At 64.3% G+C, this 15,907-nt stretch carries 17 protein-coding genes; 4 read left to right on the top strand and 13 right to left on the bottom strand.

Annotation, left to right across the window (positions count from 1 at the left end; all coding sequences use genetic code 11):
* Nucleotides 1-53 precede the first annotated feature (53 nt).
* Both U5709_RS02360 and U5709_RS02355 read left to right on the top strand, forming a co-directional pair.
* On the top strand, nt 54-239 hold the full coding sequence (locus tag U5709_RS02360) for a ferredoxin (RefSeq protein ID WP_321970945.1): 186 nt from the start codon (nt 54-56) through the stop codon (nt 237-239).
* 101 nt (nt 240-340) lie between these two features.
* Nucleotides 341-934 carry a Maf family protein gene (locus tag U5709_RS02355; protein ID WP_321970946.1) on the top strand — a complete coding sequence of 198 codons (594 nt, stop codon included), beginning with the start codon at nt 341-343 and terminating at the stop codon, nt 932-934.
* 92 nt (nt 935-1,026) lie between these two features.
* Here U5709_RS02355 and recO read toward each other — a convergent pair whose 3' ends face one another.
* From recO to U5709_RS02330, 5 genes are read right to left on the bottom strand one after another with little or no spacing between them, the layout of a single operon-like run.
* Entirely contained in the window at nt 1,027-1,776 is a 750-nt protein-coding gene (gene recO / locus U5709_RS02350) for a DNA repair protein RecO (protein WP_321972681.1), read from the bottom strand.
* 9 nt (nt 1,777-1,785) lie between these two features.
* On the bottom strand, nt 1,786-2,709 hold the full coding sequence (era, locus tag U5709_RS02345) for a GTPase Era (RefSeq protein WP_321970948.1): 924 nt from the start codon (nt 2,707-2,709) through the stop codon (nt 1,786-1,788).
* A 39-nt stretch (nt 2,710-2,748) separates the two neighbouring features.
* Nucleotides 2,749-3,132: a diacylglycerol kinase family protein gene (locus tag U5709_RS02340; RefSeq protein ID WP_321970949.1), complete on the bottom strand. Its 384-nt coding sequence runs from the start codon at nt 3,130-3,132 to the stop codon at nt 2,749-2,751.
* The gene (ybeY, locus tag U5709_RS02335; protein ID WP_321970950.1) at nt 3,129-3,638 is read right to left on the bottom strand and encodes an rRNA maturation RNase YbeY; all 510 of its coding nucleotides are present in this window, start codon (nt 3,636-3,638) and stop codon (nt 3,129-3,131) included. Before ybeY ends, U5709_RS02340 begins: the two co-directional genes overlap by 4 nt.
* Nucleotides 3,631-4,605 carry a PhoH family protein gene (locus tag U5709_RS02330; protein WP_321970951.1) on the bottom strand — a complete coding sequence of 325 codons (975 nt, stop codon included), beginning with the start codon at nt 4,603-4,605 and terminating at the stop codon, nt 3,631-3,633. The genes ybeY and U5709_RS02330 overlap by 8 nt, the downstream gene beginning before the upstream one ends.
* A 247-nt stretch (nt 4,606-4,852) precedes the next feature.
* Here U5709_RS02330 and U5709_RS02325 point away from each other — a divergent pair, with 247 nt between their 5' ends.
* A complete protein-coding gene (locus tag U5709_RS02325; protein ID WP_321972680.1) occupies nt 4,853-5,245 on the top strand; it encodes a hypothetical protein in 393 nt (130 codons plus the stop codon).
* Between the two features lie 426 nt (nt 5,246-5,671).
* Here U5709_RS02325 and mtaB read toward each other — a convergent pair whose 3' ends face one another.
* From mtaB to lepA, 7 genes are all read right to left on the bottom strand, one after another.
* The gene (mtaB, locus tag U5709_RS02320; RefSeq protein WP_321972679.1) at nt 5,672-6,949 is read right to left on the bottom strand and encodes a tRNA (N(6)-L-threonylcarbamoyladenosine(37)-C(2))-methylthiotransferase MtaB; all 1,278 of its coding nucleotides are present in this window, start codon (nt 6,947-6,949) and stop codon (nt 5,672-5,674) included.
* Nucleotides 6,946-8,121, bottom strand: coding sequence for a molecular chaperone DnaJ (gene dnaJ, locus U5709_RS02315; protein WP_321970954.1), 1,176 nt, complete (start codon nt 8,119-8,121; stop codon nt 6,946-6,948). The genes mtaB and dnaJ overlap by 4 nt, the downstream gene beginning before the upstream one ends.
* A gap of 63 nt (nt 8,122-8,184) precedes the next feature.
* On the bottom strand, nt 8,185-9,315 hold the full coding sequence (locus U5709_RS02310) for a DnaJ domain-containing protein (protein WP_321970955.1): 1,131 nt from the start codon (nt 9,313-9,315) through the stop codon (nt 8,185-8,187).
* Nucleotides 9,316-9,401: 86 nt separating this feature from the next.
* Nucleotides 9,402-9,878 carry a dCMP deaminase family protein gene (locus U5709_RS02305; protein WP_321970956.1) on the bottom strand — a complete coding sequence of 159 codons (477 nt, stop codon included), beginning with the start codon at nt 9,876-9,878 and terminating at the stop codon, nt 9,402-9,404.
* A gap of 87 nt (nt 9,879-9,965) precedes the next feature.
* A complete protein-coding gene (locus U5709_RS02300; protein ID WP_321970957.1) occupies nt 9,966-11,219 on the bottom strand; it encodes a coproporphyrinogen-III oxidase family protein in 1,254 nt (417 codons plus the stop codon).
* On the bottom strand, nt 11,212-12,315 hold the full coding sequence (locus tag U5709_RS02295) for a tRNA dihydrouridine synthase (protein WP_321970958.1): 1,104 nt from the start codon (nt 12,313-12,315) through the stop codon (nt 11,212-11,214). The genes U5709_RS02300 and U5709_RS02295 overlap by 8 nt, the downstream gene beginning before the upstream one ends.
* Nucleotides 12,315-14,126 carry a translation elongation factor 4 gene (gene lepA / locus U5709_RS02290; protein ID WP_321972678.1) on the bottom strand — a complete coding sequence of 604 codons (1,812 nt, stop codon included), beginning with the start codon at nt 14,124-14,126 and terminating at the stop codon, nt 12,315-12,317. The genes U5709_RS02295 and lepA overlap by 1 nt, the downstream gene beginning before the upstream one ends.
* Before the next feature lie 132 nt (nt 14,127-14,258).
* Between lepA and rpsT the strand changes: the two genes are divergently transcribed.
* Entirely contained in the window at nt 14,259-14,522 is a 264-nt protein-coding gene (gene rpsT / locus U5709_RS02285) for a 30S ribosomal protein S20 (RefSeq protein ID WP_321970960.1), read from the top strand.
* 315 nt (nt 14,523-14,837) lie between these two features.
* Here the strand turns inward: rpsT and holA are convergent, their stop codons facing one another.
* Nucleotides 14,838-15,803: a DNA polymerase III subunit delta gene (holA, locus tag U5709_RS02280; protein WP_321970961.1), complete on the bottom strand. Its 966-nt coding sequence runs from the start codon at nt 15,801-15,803 to the stop codon at nt 14,838-14,840.
* Nucleotides 15,804-15,907: the final 104 nt, after the last annotated feature.

The raw sequence follows: 15,907 nt of genomic DNA, 5'->3' as shown, positions 1-15,907 counted from the left end.
TACAAAGAAAAGGAAATTCGGGTAAGGGGCCCGAACAAGAGAGAGGATTCACCATGAAGGCTACGGTCAACGAGGATTGCATCGGCTGCGGTATGTGCGAGGGCACCTGCCCGGACGTTTTTGCCATCAACGACGACGGCGTCGCCGAGGCCACCGTCGAGGAGGTTCCCGAGGAGGCCGAGGACGCCTGCCAGGAAGCCGCCGACAACTGCCCCGTCTCCGCCATCGAGTGCGAGTAGGCAAGAACTAAACCTCAAAGCAGGTTCGCAAGGCCCCGCTCATCACGAGCGGGGCCTTTTGCTATGTTTAGGTGCGACAAACCCGCAGAAAGGAAACCCCGATGATTCTCGCCTCACAGTCGCCCCGCCGCCGGCAGCTCCTTGAAGAGCTCGGCTATACGCTCGCCATCCTGCCCGCAGACATCGACGAGGCGCCGCAGCCCAGTGAGACTCCCGTCGAGCTCGTTTGCCGCCTCGCCGAGCAGAAGGCCGAGGCGAGTCGCCTTCTGGCCACAGAGCGTGGCCTGGTCGACGCCGACGGGCTTCTGGTCGCGGCGGACACCATCGTGTGGGACGACGAGGGCCGCGTGCTCGGCAAGCCGGCCGACGAAGAGGACGCGCGGCGCATGTTGCGGGCGCTCGCGGGCCGCATCCACCATGTCTCGACCGGCTGCTGCGCCGTCGCGCTGGACGACGGCCTCGCCGCAAAAAAGCGCGCCTCGTTCGTCGAGACGACCGACGTCGAGTTCTGGCCGTTGAACGATGCGCAGATAGATGTCTATATAGCGAGCGGCGAGCCCATGGACAAGGCTGGCGCCTACGGCATCCAGGGCAAGGGACGCGTGCTCGTTCGCGGGATTCGCGGAGACTACTTCAGCGTGGTGGGCCTGCCCGTCTCCCGCCTGGCGCGCGAGATCGAGGCGCTTCTCGCCTAACCACCTGCCGTTCGGGGACTGTCCCTTCTGTCCGCAAAGGGACTGTCCCCAATGTGCAGCGATTTGGGGACTGTCCCCTTTTTGCAGCTATATCAGCAGCTGATGGCGAACTCCATCGCCCGCAGGCGTGCATCGAGATGCGTGGCGCACCAGCGGTGAGCCATCGAGAGCAGCCATACCGCGAGTTCCTCACCCACGTGCGCCGCCAACAAGTCGTCGAACGTGGCCCCGATGAGCGCCCGCAGCCACGCGAGCTGCGGCGCGGAGACGGGCTCGGCACCGGCGACGTCTTTGGCGCAGCTCTCGCAAAGAACCCCTCCGGCGGCACAGGAGATGCGGGTCGCCGCCTCGTCGCCGCACGCGACACAACACCCGAGCTCAGGGCGCCACCCCAAGTGCGCGAGCAGCTTAAAAGCATACGCCGCGTCAATAAGGTTCAGGTGAGAGCGGTCGCGTGCCTCCTCACAGGTCGAGAGTGCCCGCGCCGTTATGGCATAGACAAACGGGTCCTCGGCGTCCTCGTAGCAACAAAGGCGCGCCACCTCGCAAACCGCGGAGGCGGCGCTCACGCGCTCGAGGTCGCCGCGCAGCCCGGCATGCGCATCCACGAGCGACGCCTCGCTCACCACGTCGAGGCTGCGCCCACAGGCAAGCAAAAAGTCGCACTCGCAAAACAGCTGCACCTTGCCGGCAAGCTTCCCGCCGGGCTTTCTGGCCCCCTTGGCCACGGCACGCAGCCGCCGGCCGTCATCGGCGAGCAACGTGAGAATCAGGTCGGTCTCGCCGAGCTTCGTCCGGTCGAGAACGATCGCGCGGCAGCGGTATGTGCGCCGACCGGCCAAGCTCCTCGCCTACTCGTCCTCGACGGAGTAGCCGAGGCGCTGGATGATGTTGGCGTTTCGGCGCCACTGCGGCTCGACGCGCACCTTGAGCTCGAGGTAGACCTTGCGCCCGAGCAGGCGCTCGATGTCGCGGCGGGCCTCGATGCCCACCTTCTTGATCATCGAGCCGCCCTTGCCGACAACGATGCCTTTCTGGCCCTCGCGCTCGACCAAGATGGTGCAGGCGATGGAAGCATGGCCATCGTCAGCGATCTCGATCTCGTCCTCGCACATGACGCCTACGGAGTGCGGGAGCTCCTGGCGCAGGTTGAGGAAGAGCTTCTCGCGCACGAACTCGGCGACGAGTTCCTCGTCGGTCGTGTCGGTGTCCATACCATCGGGGAACCACTTCGGGCCTTCGGGCAGGTGCTCAGAGACGAGGCTCACGAAGCCGTCGACGTTGAAGCTCTCGGTAGCCGAGGTCACGATGACGTCGTCGAAGTCGCAGAGCTTCTGCGCGGCCTCGAGCTGCGCCTGCATCTGCTCGGGCTTGGAGATGTCGGCCTTGGTAAGGACCAACAGCTTGTAATCTGCGTCGGAGGCCGCCACATGCTTGGCGACCCACTCGTCGCCGGTGCCGACGGCCTTGGTGGCGTCGATAAGGAAGGCCACGACGTCGGCGTCGGCGAGCTCGCCCAAAGCGGACTTGTTGAGCTCGCTTCCGAGGGCATCCTTGGGCTTGTGTAGGCCCGGGGTATCGATGATGACGAGCTGCGAGGTCGGCGTGTTGATAACGGCGCGCATGCGCTTTCGCGTCGTCTGCGCAACGGGGCTCGTGATGGCGATCTTCTCGCCCATACAGGCGTTGAGCAGCGTGGATTTCCCGGCGTTGGGTCGCCCGACGAGGGCGACGAAGCCGCTGTGGAACGTGGGCTCGGTGGTTTCGGAACTCATATGAGGTGCTCCTTAACGATCGGTCGTCAGAACTTACGGTCAGAAGAACTTGTTAATGATCGCGTTCGCGAAGACGCAGATGCCCACGAGCGCGACGAAGAGGGACAGGACGTAGACTGCGGCCGCGGCGATATCCTTGGCGTGGCCGGCAAGCGGGTGATACTCGGGGCTCACGAGGTCCACGACCGTCTCGATGGCGGTGTTCACGAGCTCGGCGGCGAGGACGACTCCGCAGCTAAGCAGGATGATCGCCCAGCTCACCAGGTCTAGCTGCAGGATAAGTCCCATGAGAACCGCGAACGCGCCGCCGCAGAGCATGACCTTGATATTGCGCTCGGTGGCGACGGCGAAGCGGAACCCCTGCAAGGCGAAGCCGAAGCTCTTGCGAAAACTCGGGTGGTCGCTTTTAGAACCGGGGATCATGGCTCCTCCTCCGTGCGGTGGCGAGTGATGACCACGTGACCGAGCGTGCCGTCGTTTTCTGCGGAAGAGAGGATCTGGTCCTCAAGCGCCTCCATGGCCTCGGCGGACTCGTCGTCCAAGTGGTCGTGACCGAGCAGGTGAAGCACCCCGTGGACGAGAAGCAGCCTGCACTCGTCGGCGAAGGTTGTGCCGAAGCGGGACGCCTGGGCCTCGATGTAGGCCGGCGCGAGGACGATGTCGCCGAGCTCACAGGGCTCGCCGTCGGCGAGGTCAGGGTCGTCGGGCCGCTCGCACTCAAGACTCACGACGTCGGTCGGGGCCTCGACGCCGCGCCACTCGGCGTTCGTCTCGGCAATGTCCTCGTCGGAGACGATGGAGACGGAGACGTAGCACTCGCGCTCAACGCCCTCGTGGGCGAGCACTGCGTCGACAAGCGTCTTGACCTGGTCTTCATTCAATGGGAAGACAAGCTCATCGTCGTTAGAGATGTCGCATGAGCTAGGCATTGGGGGTTTCCTTTCTGGCTCGCGACTCCGCGTCGTCGTTATAGGCGTCGACGATGCGGGCAACGAGCGTATGGCGCACGATGTCGTTGCGGTCGAGGTCGACGAACTCGATGTCGTCGACATCGGCCAAGACCCGACGCGCGTGGTCGAGGCCGGAGGCGCCTTTGAGGTCCTTCTGGGAAGCGTCGCCGGTGACGACGAACTTGGAGTTGAAGCCGAGGCGCGTGAGGAACATCTTCATCTGCTCGGGCGTGGTGTTTTGGGCCTCATCGAGGATGACGAAGGCATCGTTCATGGTGCGCCCGCGCATGAAGGCCAGCGGAGCAATCTCAATGACGCCCTGCTCAATGAGGGAGTTGCCGCGCTCCATGTCCGTCATGTCGAAGAGCGCGTCGTAAAGCGGGCGCACGTAGGGGTCGAGCTTTTCCTGGAGGGTGCCGGGCAGAAATCCGAGCGACTCCCCCGCCTCGACGACGGGGCGCGCGAGCACGATGCGCCCGACCTCCTTGCGCTTGAGCGCGGCCACGGCCATGGCCATGGCGAGGTAGGTCTTGCCCGTGCCGGCGGGGCCGATGCCGAAGGTGATGGTGTTACGGCGGATTGAGTCGACGTAGCGCTTCTGGCCCGCGGTCTTGGGGCGCAGGGCACGCCCGCGGTAGGTGAGCAGCACGTCCTCGGCAAGCACATCCATGCGCGAGGCCCCGTGGCGCACGCGGTCGATGAGCTGGTCGACGTCGTCGGTGGTGAGGCCCTCGCCGGCGTCCACGACGCGGATCAGACGCGAGAAGACGCTGGTCGCGAGCTCCACCTCGTCGGGAGCACCCGCGAGCGAGATGTGGTTGCCGCGCACCGAGACCATGCAGTCGAAGGCGGCCTCGATTCGGCGGAGCAACGAGTCGGCGGGGCCCATAAGCTCGGTCGGGTCTATGGAATCGGGAATGGTGAGACGGACGTGCGTGGGCTCCATGCTCCTCCAGAGGTGTTTGGGTTCGCGGGGCCTAGCCCGCCTTTTTCTAAACACATCTTAACGTAAGCGCAAGGCCCACGAGCTGCGGTTTCGAGCAACGGAGGTTATGGGCGTCGGCGCGGGCGGGGCCCGGAGCGGGCGATCTGTCGTTTGTGCAAGTGTTGCCACAACCCCGGGAATCGATGCGCTATACTTGTGCCAAGCAATGCTGCAATTCATATATTTTCGCAGGTGAAAGGACGTGCTTATGGGCACCAAGCAATACAACCCCGAGGGACGCCACCGCATGGCCTTCTGGCTCTCGGACGAGGAGCACGAGCGCCTTCGCAGAATCGCCGAGGCGAACAACACGACCATGTCCGCCCAGATCGCAACGTGGATCCAGGCCTTCTCAGACGAGACCGGCAGGCTCACCGAGGAGGGCGTGGCCACCTGCTGCGACCCGAAGCTCGCCGAGGCCGTCACCGCCGCCGAGTCGCTCGACCTCGTCTCGACCGTCATCGACGGCGTTTACAACCGCTACTTCGCCGAGGGCAAGGCCTTCGCCGCCGAGCAGCCGAAACCCAAGCCGGCCAAGAAGAAGCGCAAGAAGACGACGGTCGAGGCCGTGAACGAGCTCCAGATGGCGCTCCAGTTCTAGTCCTCGCGACTGCAGTTTGGGGACAGACACCTTTTCGCACACGAACCTGACTGCAGTTTGGGGACAGACACCTTTTCGCACACGCGTCGCGGTTGCAAGCTCGTAACCGAATCTTTGGGCCAACCCGCCGAAATTGAGGTTCGTGTGCGAAAAGGTGTCTGTCCCCAAATTGCAGTAACCGAATCTTTGGGCCAACCCGCCGAAATTGAGGTTCGTGTGCGAAAAGGTGTCTGTCCCCAAATTGCAGTAACCGAATCTTTGGGCCAACCCGCCGAAATTGAGGTTCGTGTGCGAAAAGGTGTCTGTCCCCAAATTGCAGTAACCGAATCTTTGGGCCAACCCGCCGAAATTGAGGTTCGTGTGCGAAAAGGTGTCTGTCCCCAAATTGCAGTCAAAAGGTGTCTGTCCCCAACTGCAGCCGCCCGCCTAAAGCGCGGCCGCTCTCAGCGTGCCGTCGTCGCGCATATCGGTGAGGCGCACGGGCAAGAGCGTGTCTACGGCAACCGAGGGATCGACCTCCACATCGAAGAGCCCGCCGGAGACACCGCGGCCCGGATATTGAACAAGTACCAGGTCATCGGTACCGACGAGCCGGCTAGCCTCCTCGATGCGCATCCGATCGGCAAGCTCATGGGCCCGGCGGGAGCGCTCGGCCATCACCTTGGAGTCGACCTGGCAATCCCAGCCCGCGGCCGGGGTCCCGGGGCGCCTCGAGTAGCGGAAGATGTGCATCTTGGCAAAACGCATGTGCTCGCAGAACGCGAGCGATTCCTCGAACTGCTCGTCCGTCTCGCCGGGGAAGCCGACGATGAGGTCCGTGCCGAGCGCCACGTTGGGAAGCGTGCCGCGGGCCTGCTCGCAGGCACGGGCGAACAGGTCGGTGCGGTAGACGCGGGCCATGCGGCGCAGCGTCTCGTCGCAACCGGACTGCAGGCAAATGTGCAGGAACGGGGCCACGCGGCTGCCGGCCGCCGCCATGGCACGAAGCAGCTCGCCGTCTACGTCGGGTGGCTCGATGGAAGACAGGCGCAGGCGCTCGACGCCCGTCTGCGCAAGCACATGGTCGATGAGGCCGGGGAGCCTCATCTCTCCCCCATCGACGGCCCAGCGATAATCGCCGAGGTTGATGCCGGTGAGCACGACCTCGTGGGCGCCGCGCGCCATGGCCGCCCGGACCTCGTCGATAATGCCCGCGGGGTCGAAGGAGCGGGCAGCGCCACGCGCCTTCCATATGATGCAGTACGTGCAGCGGTTGTCGCAGCCGTCCTGGACCTGGACGCCGGGACGCGTCCGGCCCGTCGGCGTCACCGTCAAGTGCACATCGGTCGCCGCCGCAGGCTCGGCCTCATATGACCCGAACCGGCCGATCACATAGTCCGCGACCTCGCGTTTATTCGCAACGACCTCAACGTTATCGGCAAGAGCCGCGAGCTCGTCGGAAAAGAGCGAGGCCACGCAGCCGGTGACCACCACGAGCGGCGAGCGAGGCCTCGAGGCGGCATGGCGAATCGCCTTGCGCGTCTTGGCCTCGGCCTCGCCCGTCACGGCGCACGTGTTTATCACGATGACGTCGGCCTCGGCGTCGCCGGTGAGAACATATCCAGCGGCCTCAAGTTTATTGGCAATCGAATCGAGCTCGACTCGGTTGACGCGGCACCCGAGGTTCACGAGCGCAACGTTCGCCAACCCGGCGCGGCAACTCACTTCTTTTTGCCCTTGAACGGGTTCTTGGGGGCGCGCCACTTGTCGTCGGCGCCGCCCTCCTCGCTTGCCTCAGGGGCGGCAGCTGACCCGAGCGAGCGCTCAGCCTCAATGGCGCTGATGGAGAGAAGCTGCGCCTTTGTGAGGTCGGTCGGGGTCTCCACCTGGACCACGGCAACGAGGTTGCCGCGGGCGATCATGCCCATGCGGGGCATGCCGCGGCGCTCAATGACGACTTGCTGGCCGAACTGGCAGCCGGCAGGGATCTCGACCTCGGCCTTCTCGCCCTCGAGGATGCCGTCGAGCACGACCTTGGTGCCGAGGATCGCCTGCAGGGAATCGACCTTGACGGTGCAGTAGAGGTCGTCGCCCTGGCGCTCGAAGCGCTCGGAAGGCTTGATCTCGACGCTCACGACAAGGTCGCCGGAGACCTCGCCGCGAAGGCCCGCCTCGCCCTTGCCCTCGACCTTGACGCTCTGGCCGGAATGGATGCCCGCGGGAATCTTGACCTCGACCTTCTCGCGGGAAGGCGTCCTGCCCTGGCCATCGCAGGTCTCGCACGGGTGGTCGATGACCTGGCCGGAGCCCCCGCAGTCGGGGCAGGCCGACTGGGTCTGCATCTGGCCGAAGATGGTGCGCTGGACCTCGACGACGCGCCCGGTGCCGTGGCACCGCGAGCAGGTCTGCATGCGCCCGCCGACCGCGGCGCCGGTGCCGTTGCAGTCGTCGCAGGGCGCAAGACGCTCGTAGCTCAGGGTCTTGGCGCAGCCGGCGGCGGCTTCCTCGAGGGTTATCTGCAGGTGGATACCCATGTCGCGGCCACGCGTGCGCGCCTGGGCACCGGCGCCGCCGCGCCCGCCGCCGAAGAAGGAGTCGAAGATGTCGCCGAAGCCGAAGCCCGAGCCGCCGAAGATATCGGAGACGTCGACGTAGTCGGAACCGAAGCCCGCGGGGCCGTTCGGGTCGCCGTAGCGGTCGTAGTTAGCGCGCTTCTGATCATCGGAGAGGACGGAGTAGGCCTCGTTGACCTCCTTGAACTTCTCCTCAGCGTCGGGCTCCTTGTTCACGTCCGGGTGGAGCGTCCGCGCCAGCTTGAGGAACGCGCGCTTGATGGTCCTCGCGTCGGCGTCCTTATCGACGCCGAGCACCTCGTAGTAATCCCTCTTCGGTTCCAATCTCACCAATCCCAACCAACTCGTGCCAAACAAATAAACCGCAGGTAAGCTGTGAAGAAATACTTAACCCCTGATGCCGCCGGCACCATAAGGCCCCATATAGCCGGACCGCCCGAGCCCGACTGTACAAGAAGTCAGGGCGGTAAAGAAGAGCGCGAGGATGAGGCCGGAGCTTATGCCGTTGCCAACCGCCTCGGCCACGTGTCGCCACCAACGGCCCGATTTGCGGACACCCTCGCGGAACCCCATGAAGAGGCCAAGGGCCATCAGGACGGCAACGAAGGCGGCGACCGTTCCCAAGGTTCCGGCGAAAAAGCCGCACACAAGGAAGGGCAGGGCGAAGCCGAACAGGTAAAAACCCCTGGTGGCGCGAGCGCTCAGGCGCTCTTCGGGAACCGTCACGCGGGCGACGAAATCGCCTGCGGCCTCGCCGTTCGTGCCGGCGTTGCCCATGCCCTCCCGGCGCACCTCGTCGCCGTCGTGGCTGCCCGCGGGCACGCTGATGACGATCTCGCTCGCGGAGAGCACGCGGCCGGAGCCGCCGCACGCCGAGCACGGGTCGACGACGACCTTGCCGGCACCCTCGCACTCGGGGCACTCCATGGTCATGACGCCGACGCCGAAGATACCGCTGAGGTCGACCTCGATGCGCCCCGAACCGGAGCAGGTAGGGCAGGTCTCCGAGTGCTCGGCCTGGACCGAGCCCTGGCCGTGGCAGGCCTCGCACGAGACGTAGCGCTGGTAGGTGATACCGCGGCTGCAGCCCTCCTTGGCCTTTTCGGCGGAGACGCTGACCTCGAAGACGACGTCCTTGCCTGCGCACGGCCGGTAAGCGCGGGCGCGGGCGCTTCTGCCTGCGCCCGTGTTGTAGCCCGCGCCGAAGGGGCCCCAACCGAAGGGGCCGGCGCCGCCGAAGGGGTCGCCGTAGCCGTATCCGGAAGGAGAGCCGGAGGAAGCCCCGGCAAAGGGGTTGCCCGACCGCATCGCGTCGTAGCGTTTGCGCTTATCGGCGTCGGAGAGCACGGCGTAGGCCTCGGAGACCTCTTTGAAGCGGTCCTCGGCGTCCGGCTCCTTGTTCACGTCGGGGTGAAGCTTGCGCGCCTTTTGCTGGAATGCCTTGCGGATCTGCTCGGTGGTCGCGTCCTTGTCGACGCCGAGAATCTCGTAGTAGTCCTTTTCGTTCATTGAGGCCATAAGGCTGGCTCCTGCTGATATAGGGGCAAATAGTCAACAGCTTTTAGTATATCCAGCTTTGGCGGGTCCCAAACTCGCGCGGGAAACTACCCCTCCACATCCACGCAGACCTGACGATACCGAATGCCACAACGGTCCAGGATCGAGCGGGAGATAAGGCCGTCCTCGGTGTCGTGGTACTTGTCATCGAGGTAGACGACCTCGCCGATCCCCGCCTGCACGAGGGTCTTGGCGCACTCGTGGCACGGGAAAAGGGTGACGTAGATGGTCGCGCCGGAAAGGTCCTTGTTGGAGCCGCGGTAGTTGAGGATGGCATTGGCCTCGGCGTGGATCACATAGTTGTGCTTGTCGGTGAGGGGGTCGCCGGTGGACCCCCACGGGAACTCGTCGTCGTCTATGCCGGCGGGCGTTCCGTTGTAGCCGACCGAGAGGATGCGGTGATCGTGATCGGCGATGCAGGCGCCGACCTGTGTGCGCGGGTCCTTGCTGCGGAGCTTCGCCGCCACGGCGACCTTCATGAAGAACTCGTCCCAGCTGATGACGCCCTCGCGCTTACCCGGCATGCCTCTCCCCCGTCCAGATGTGGGTAATTGCCGAAATAATGCGCCACGCTTGAGATTTATGCAAGCGGGACCGCCCCGCACGGGCCGTCAGACTTCAAGAACATCGCCCGGGGCAAGGTCCCACAAACGTCCGTAGAGCTCGTTGCCAAGAAGCCACCCGCGCTCAGTAGGCGAGTAACTGCCGTTTACGAATTTGATGTACCCGTCGGCAATAAGCCCGTCCAAACAGGCATCGAGCGACCCTGGAGGCAAGACAGCGCGCGCGTGGTCGATGAGCGAGGGGTGCAACCCCTCGGCAAGACGCGCACCGAGCATGAGGTCCTCGGCCGCCGCCTGCCCTTCGGTTAGAAACTCTATGCTGAAGCGAAGAGATTCGAGGCGAGGGTCGGCCGCGATCTCGTCTCGCCCGTTTAGCGCGCGCAAGCGGACACGGGCGGTGTCGGAAGGTGCAGGAGGGAGATTGCACGCCGTCTTTAAAAGCCTAATGTAGCCCTCGAGGGTAAGCATACTCGAGGCTTTTGTTCCGAGGCCTAAATAAGGTCTTCCTGTCCAATACGCGATGTTGTGCAAGCAACGGCAGTTTGGCTTTGCGTAGCTAGCTACCTCATATCGATTGAGGTTTTGACCCTCAAGCTCAGCTTGAGCCATTTGCATTCGGCGGGCCTGCACCTCGTCGGAGTTCCAATCGCAATCCTCATCGCCGTAAAGCTTGTCGAAGGCGGTCCCCTCCTCGATCATCAAGGGATACACGCTCACATGGCCTGCACCGAGGGCTAAAAACTCATCGAGCGTCGCTGCCCAAGAGACATCCGTCTGCCCGGGCAGCGCGCACATTAAATCGCACGACACATCAAGTCCCGATGCCACAGCGGCGCGCACGCGTTTCTTGGCAAGAGCCGCATCGTGAAGCCTCCCCAGCACCTTGAGCTCCGAGTCGTCGAGGCTCTGCACACCGATGGAGACGCGAGTCGCGCCTCCATCGACCATGCACGTTAAAACCTCATCGCTCAACGAATCGGGGTTCGCCTCGCAACTGAGCTCACCCACTCCGAGCCCCGATGCCGCCGAGACGAGCCTGCCCAAGGAACCTGCTCCGAGCATCGTCGGCGTCCCGCCCCCGATATATGCCGTCCGCACGTCCCCGAGCAACCCGAGCTCGCGCGCCTCATCGATCTGCGAGCACAGAGCGGAGGCGTAGCGCGCTATCAGCGGGTCGTGCCTTCCGGTGGCCCAGGACGCGAAGTCGCAATAGGCGCACTTCTGGGCACAGAACGGAACGTGCAGGTATAAGGAATAGGCGCCGGCCTGGTGCAGGCGGGCGCCCCAATTCTCGCTAGTCATGAATCTCGGCCTCGGCCATAGCGCCCTTGAGCTCCGCGCTCACCGCGAGGAATTCCTCGAGCGTCGCGCACTCGTTCGCGCGCCCGCGCCAATACGCTGCCTCGGGCATCCCGCGCAAGAACCACGTGGCCAGGCTCCGTCCGCGCTTCAGATGCGCGCCCGTCGCGGCGAGCATCCGCATGTGGCACTCGAATGCCTCGACGCGCCGCACCAGGCTCACGGGCTCGGGCTCGAGGCCTGCGAGAATCTGCTTGGCCTGTGCGAAGATCCACGGGTTGCCGTAGCTGCCTCGGGCCACCATGACGGCCGTGGCACCGGTCTCGGTGAGCATCCCCACGGCGTCGGCGGCGCTCCTCACGTCGCCGGAACCGATGACCGGGATGCCGACCGCCTCGACGACGCGCTCAACGACCCCCCGGTCAGAGCACCCTGTGTAGAACTGCGTGGCGTAGCGCCCATGCACAGCGACCGCCTGCGCTCCGGCAGCCTCCATGCGCTTTGCGAACTCGGGCGCGACCTCGGCCCCGTCCCTTCGACCGCGGCGAATCTTGACGGTAACGGGCACGCCGGTGCCCTGGAGCGCGCCGACTGACGCCCTCACGAGGGATTCCGCGACCTCAGGGGTCTCCATAAGCGCCGCACCCTCGCCTTTCTTGGTCACCTTGGGCACGGGGCACGCCATATTGATGTCGATAAGCGCGAGCTTGTCGCCCAAGTGCTCGGCCACGCCGGTAGCCGCCTCGGCAAAGAGCTCAGGCTTGCTCCCAAAGAGCTGCACAGCGAGGTCGGGCTCCCCCTCGGCGCACTCCGTGAGTTCCCAGCTGCCGTTGCCGCCGTAGTGCAGCCCTGCGCAAGAGACCATCTCAGAGTAGGCCAAGTCGGCCCCGGCGGCGCGCGCCATCATGCGGTACGCCGAATCGGTCACGCCGGCCATAGGGGCCATGAGCAGCGGGTTGTTCGCAAGGCGCTCAGCTAGCGGCACATTCCTCTCGCCACCGGCGAACACCCGAAGCTCCCCACAAAGACCGACGCCCGGACCGAACTCGGCCAGGACGTCGGTAGGCTTGCAACAATCCTTGTGCAAAGCGTCTCCCATTACTCGTCGTCCACCTTGAGGACCGCGAGGAAGGCCTCTTGCGGCACCTCGACGGAGCCGATCGCCTTCATGCGCTTCTTGCCCTCCTTCTGCTTCTCGAGCAGCTTGCGCTTACGTGAGACGTCGCCGCCGTAGCATTTGGCCAGGACGTCCTTGCGCACCGCCTTGACCGTGGAGCGGGAGATAATCTTGTTGCCGATGGCGCCCTGGATAGGCACCTCGAACTGCTGGCGCGGGATAATCTCCTTGAGCTTGTCGCAGAGACCGCGCGCGAGGTTATAGGCCTTGTCCTTATGAACGATGAACGACAGCGCGTCCACCTCGTCGCCGGAGAGCAGGATGTCGAGCTTGACAAGGTCGCTCGCGCGATACTCGGAGAATTCGTAGTCCAGGGACGCATATCCCTTGGTGCGGCTCTTGAGCTGGTCGAAGAAGTCGAGGATCAGCTCGGCGAGCGGCACGTCGAAGTGCATCTCGACGGACTTCTCGGTGAGGTAGACCATGTCGCGCATCTCGCCGCGGTGCTCGATACCGAGCTGCATGACGGCGCCCGTGAACTCAGGCGGCACGATGACCTTGGCGTTGAGATAAGGCTCCTCGATGCGTTCGATGCGCGTGACGTCCGGCAGGTCCTGAGGGCTGCGGACCTCGATCATGGTGCCGTCGGTCTTGTAGACATGGTAGTCCACCGAGGGCGACGTGGCGATAAGCGAGAGGTTGAACTCGCGCTCGAGGCGCTCCTTGACGACCTCCATGTGCAGCAGGCCGAGGAAGCCGACCCGGAAACCGAAGCCCAGCGCCACCGACGTCTCGGGCTCCCACGTCAGCGACGGGTCGTTGACGTGCAGCTTGTCGAGGGCGTCGCGCAGGTTCTCATAGTCCTTGTTGTCGATGGGGAAAAGCCCCGTGAAGACCATCGGCTTTGCCTCGCGATAACCCGGCAAGGGCTCCGCGGTAGGGTTGTCGGCGTAGGTGAGGGTATCGCCGACACGGACGGCATCGGGGTCTTTGAGACCCGTGACGACGAAACCGACCTCGCCCACGCCCAGCTCATCGAGGAGCTGCTCGGCAGGGCGCTTGACGCCCACGCCGTCGACCAGAAAGTCGTGGTCGGCCTGCATCATGCGCAGCGACTGCCCCTTCTTGATGGAGCCGTCGAAGATGCGCACCGTGGCGACAACGCCGCGGTACTCGTCGAAGTAGGAGTCCAGGATCAGGGCCTTGAGCGGCGCCTTCGCATCGCCTGCAGGCGGCGAGACAAGAAAGACGATGGCCTCGAGCAGATCGTGGATGCCCTCGCCCGTCTTGCCGGAGACGCACACGGCGTCGTCGGCCGGGATGGCGAGCTCCTCCTCGATCTCGTCCTTGACCTCGTCGGGATGGGCCGAGGGCAGGTCGATCTTGTTGATGGCGGGCACGATGTCGAGGTCGGCGTTCATGGCGAGCGTCGCGTTCGAGACGGTCTGCGCCTCAACTCCCTGCGTCGCGTCGACCACGAGGACGGCGCCCTCGCACGCGGCGAGCGAGCGGCTGACCTCGTAGGTAAAGTCGACGTGGCCCGGGGTGTCGATGAGGTTGAACTGGTAGGTCTCGCCGTCGTCGGCGTCATAGGCCACGCGCACGGCGTTCGATTTGATGGTGATGCCGCGCTCGCGCTCGATGTCCATCGTATCGAGCAGCTGAGCCTCCATGTCGCGCTCCTCCACCGTGTGGGTGAGCTCAAGGATGCGATCCGAGATGGTCGACTTGCCATGGTCGATGTGCGCGACAATAGAGAAGTTGCGAATATGTGAGGTATCAAAAGTAGTCATGGGATGAATCATAGCGAAATCGAGGCCATCATGCTATACTCGCGAAGTTGACCTCGCCGTGTCAGGAGCCGACAAACCCCACAATCGGTTCCGCAAGAGGGCTCATGTATTTGGAATCGAAAGGAACCGCACGTGGCTAACATCAAGTCGCAGAAGAAGCGCATCATCACTGCCGAGAAGGCTCGCGTTCGCAACCGCGCAGTCCGCTCCGAGCTCAAGACCGCCGTCAAGGCTGTCCGCACCGCCGTTGAGGCCGAGGACGTCGAGACCGCTCAGGCTGCCGCCAACAAGGCCGGCAAGCTCCTCGACAAGGCCGCTTCCAAGGGCATCATCCACAAGAACCAGGCTGCCCAGCGCAAGTCCGGCGTCCAGAAGCTCGTCAACACCATCAAGTAGCTTCTTCCACAAAGAACGTGCTAAGGGTCCCGGGGTGCTGCCCGGGACCCTTTTGCTATGCGCGCGCCCGGCGCCGCAGCGGGTTTGAAATTTCGGACAGTCCTCTTCGCACGAACGTGACATTTAGTCACGTTCGGCTCATGCGGAACTCATTTCAAACCCGCTGCGGCGCCGGGGGCGCGCATAGCAAAAGGGCCCCGGTGGATACCGAGAGCACGAAAACCAAAAGAAGCTACTTGCTGGAAGCTGTTGGGCAAGGGGAATAAAATGTGTTGCTTTGCTTCGCGAAGCGTTTAGACGGACTTCGCAAAGCGTTTAGGCGTGCTTCGCAAAACCCATGACTAGGGTGGTGAGGGCGGAGGTAGGGTCGGCGCCGGATTTTAGGGAGGCGTCGGTTTGAGCGCAAAGGGCCAAGAGGTGCTCGAGCTCGCCGGCACAGAAGCCGTTGGCCCAGCGGAAGAGGTTGCGGACCTGCCAGTCGGCCTTCTTGAGCTCGGATGCAAGGCGGCCGGATTCGCCGCGGGCGGCAAGGCTTTGGGCGCAGATGAGCTCCCGGACACGGCCCGTTATGAGCGAGACGAGGCCGATGGGCGAACCGTCGCCCAGAAGACGGAGCAGTTGAAGGCTGCGATTGAGGTCTCGCTGCGAGAGGCGATCGAGAAATTCCCAAGGCTTCACCTCGACGATGCGCGCGACGTTGGCCTCGATGAGGTCGATGGTCACATTTCCTCCCCCGCCGAGAAGCGCGGACAGGCTCGCGAGCTGCGTGTCCAACATGGTCGAGGACTCGCCGACGCGGGCGACAAGCTCCGTCGCGGCATCGGGTGAGATGGTCAGGCTGTGGGCTCGCGCGAGCTTCTGCACATAGGGGCCGAGCTCTCTGCCCTTCTTGGCAGCGCAATCGATGATCGCCTTGGGCCCAACCTTCGCGACGGCCTTGTAGAGACGCGTCGACTTGGCGAGGGTCGTGGCCGTGAGGCAGAGCGTGCAGGCAGGGTTAGGATCGCGCAAATAGGCGATGATAGCCTCCGAGACCGGCCTGGGCAGCTTGTCAGCGTTCTCGATGACGACGATGCGGGTATCGGCGCCCATGGGCAACGTGTTCAGGGAAGCGGTGACCTGCTGTGGCTCAAGGTCGGGGGCGACCTGGATCTCCTCATGGTTAAATGCCTCAAAAGGACCTGCCACGCGCGCCTTCAGGCGAGTGAGCGCCTCTTTTCTCTTGAGCTCGTCGGGGCCGACGGCGAGATATGCGGCGAGGAGCGGGGCGTTGGCGGGCATATGGTTCCTTTCGACCTAGCCATAATAGCGCTTGAGATGGTCGCGGGTCGACGCTGCGGCTCAGGGCAGGCGGCCTGCGGTTTGGGGACAGTCCCCTTTTCGCA

Origin of the sequence: Paratractidigestivibacter sp., assembly GCF_963660155.1 — a bacterium.
Classification (GTDB): Bacteria; Actinomycetota; Coriobacteriia; order Coriobacteriales; family Atopobiaceae; genus Paratractidigestivibacter.
Note: the sequence above shows the minus strand (reverse complement) of the source record. Positions and strands in the feature narration are given on the sequence as shown.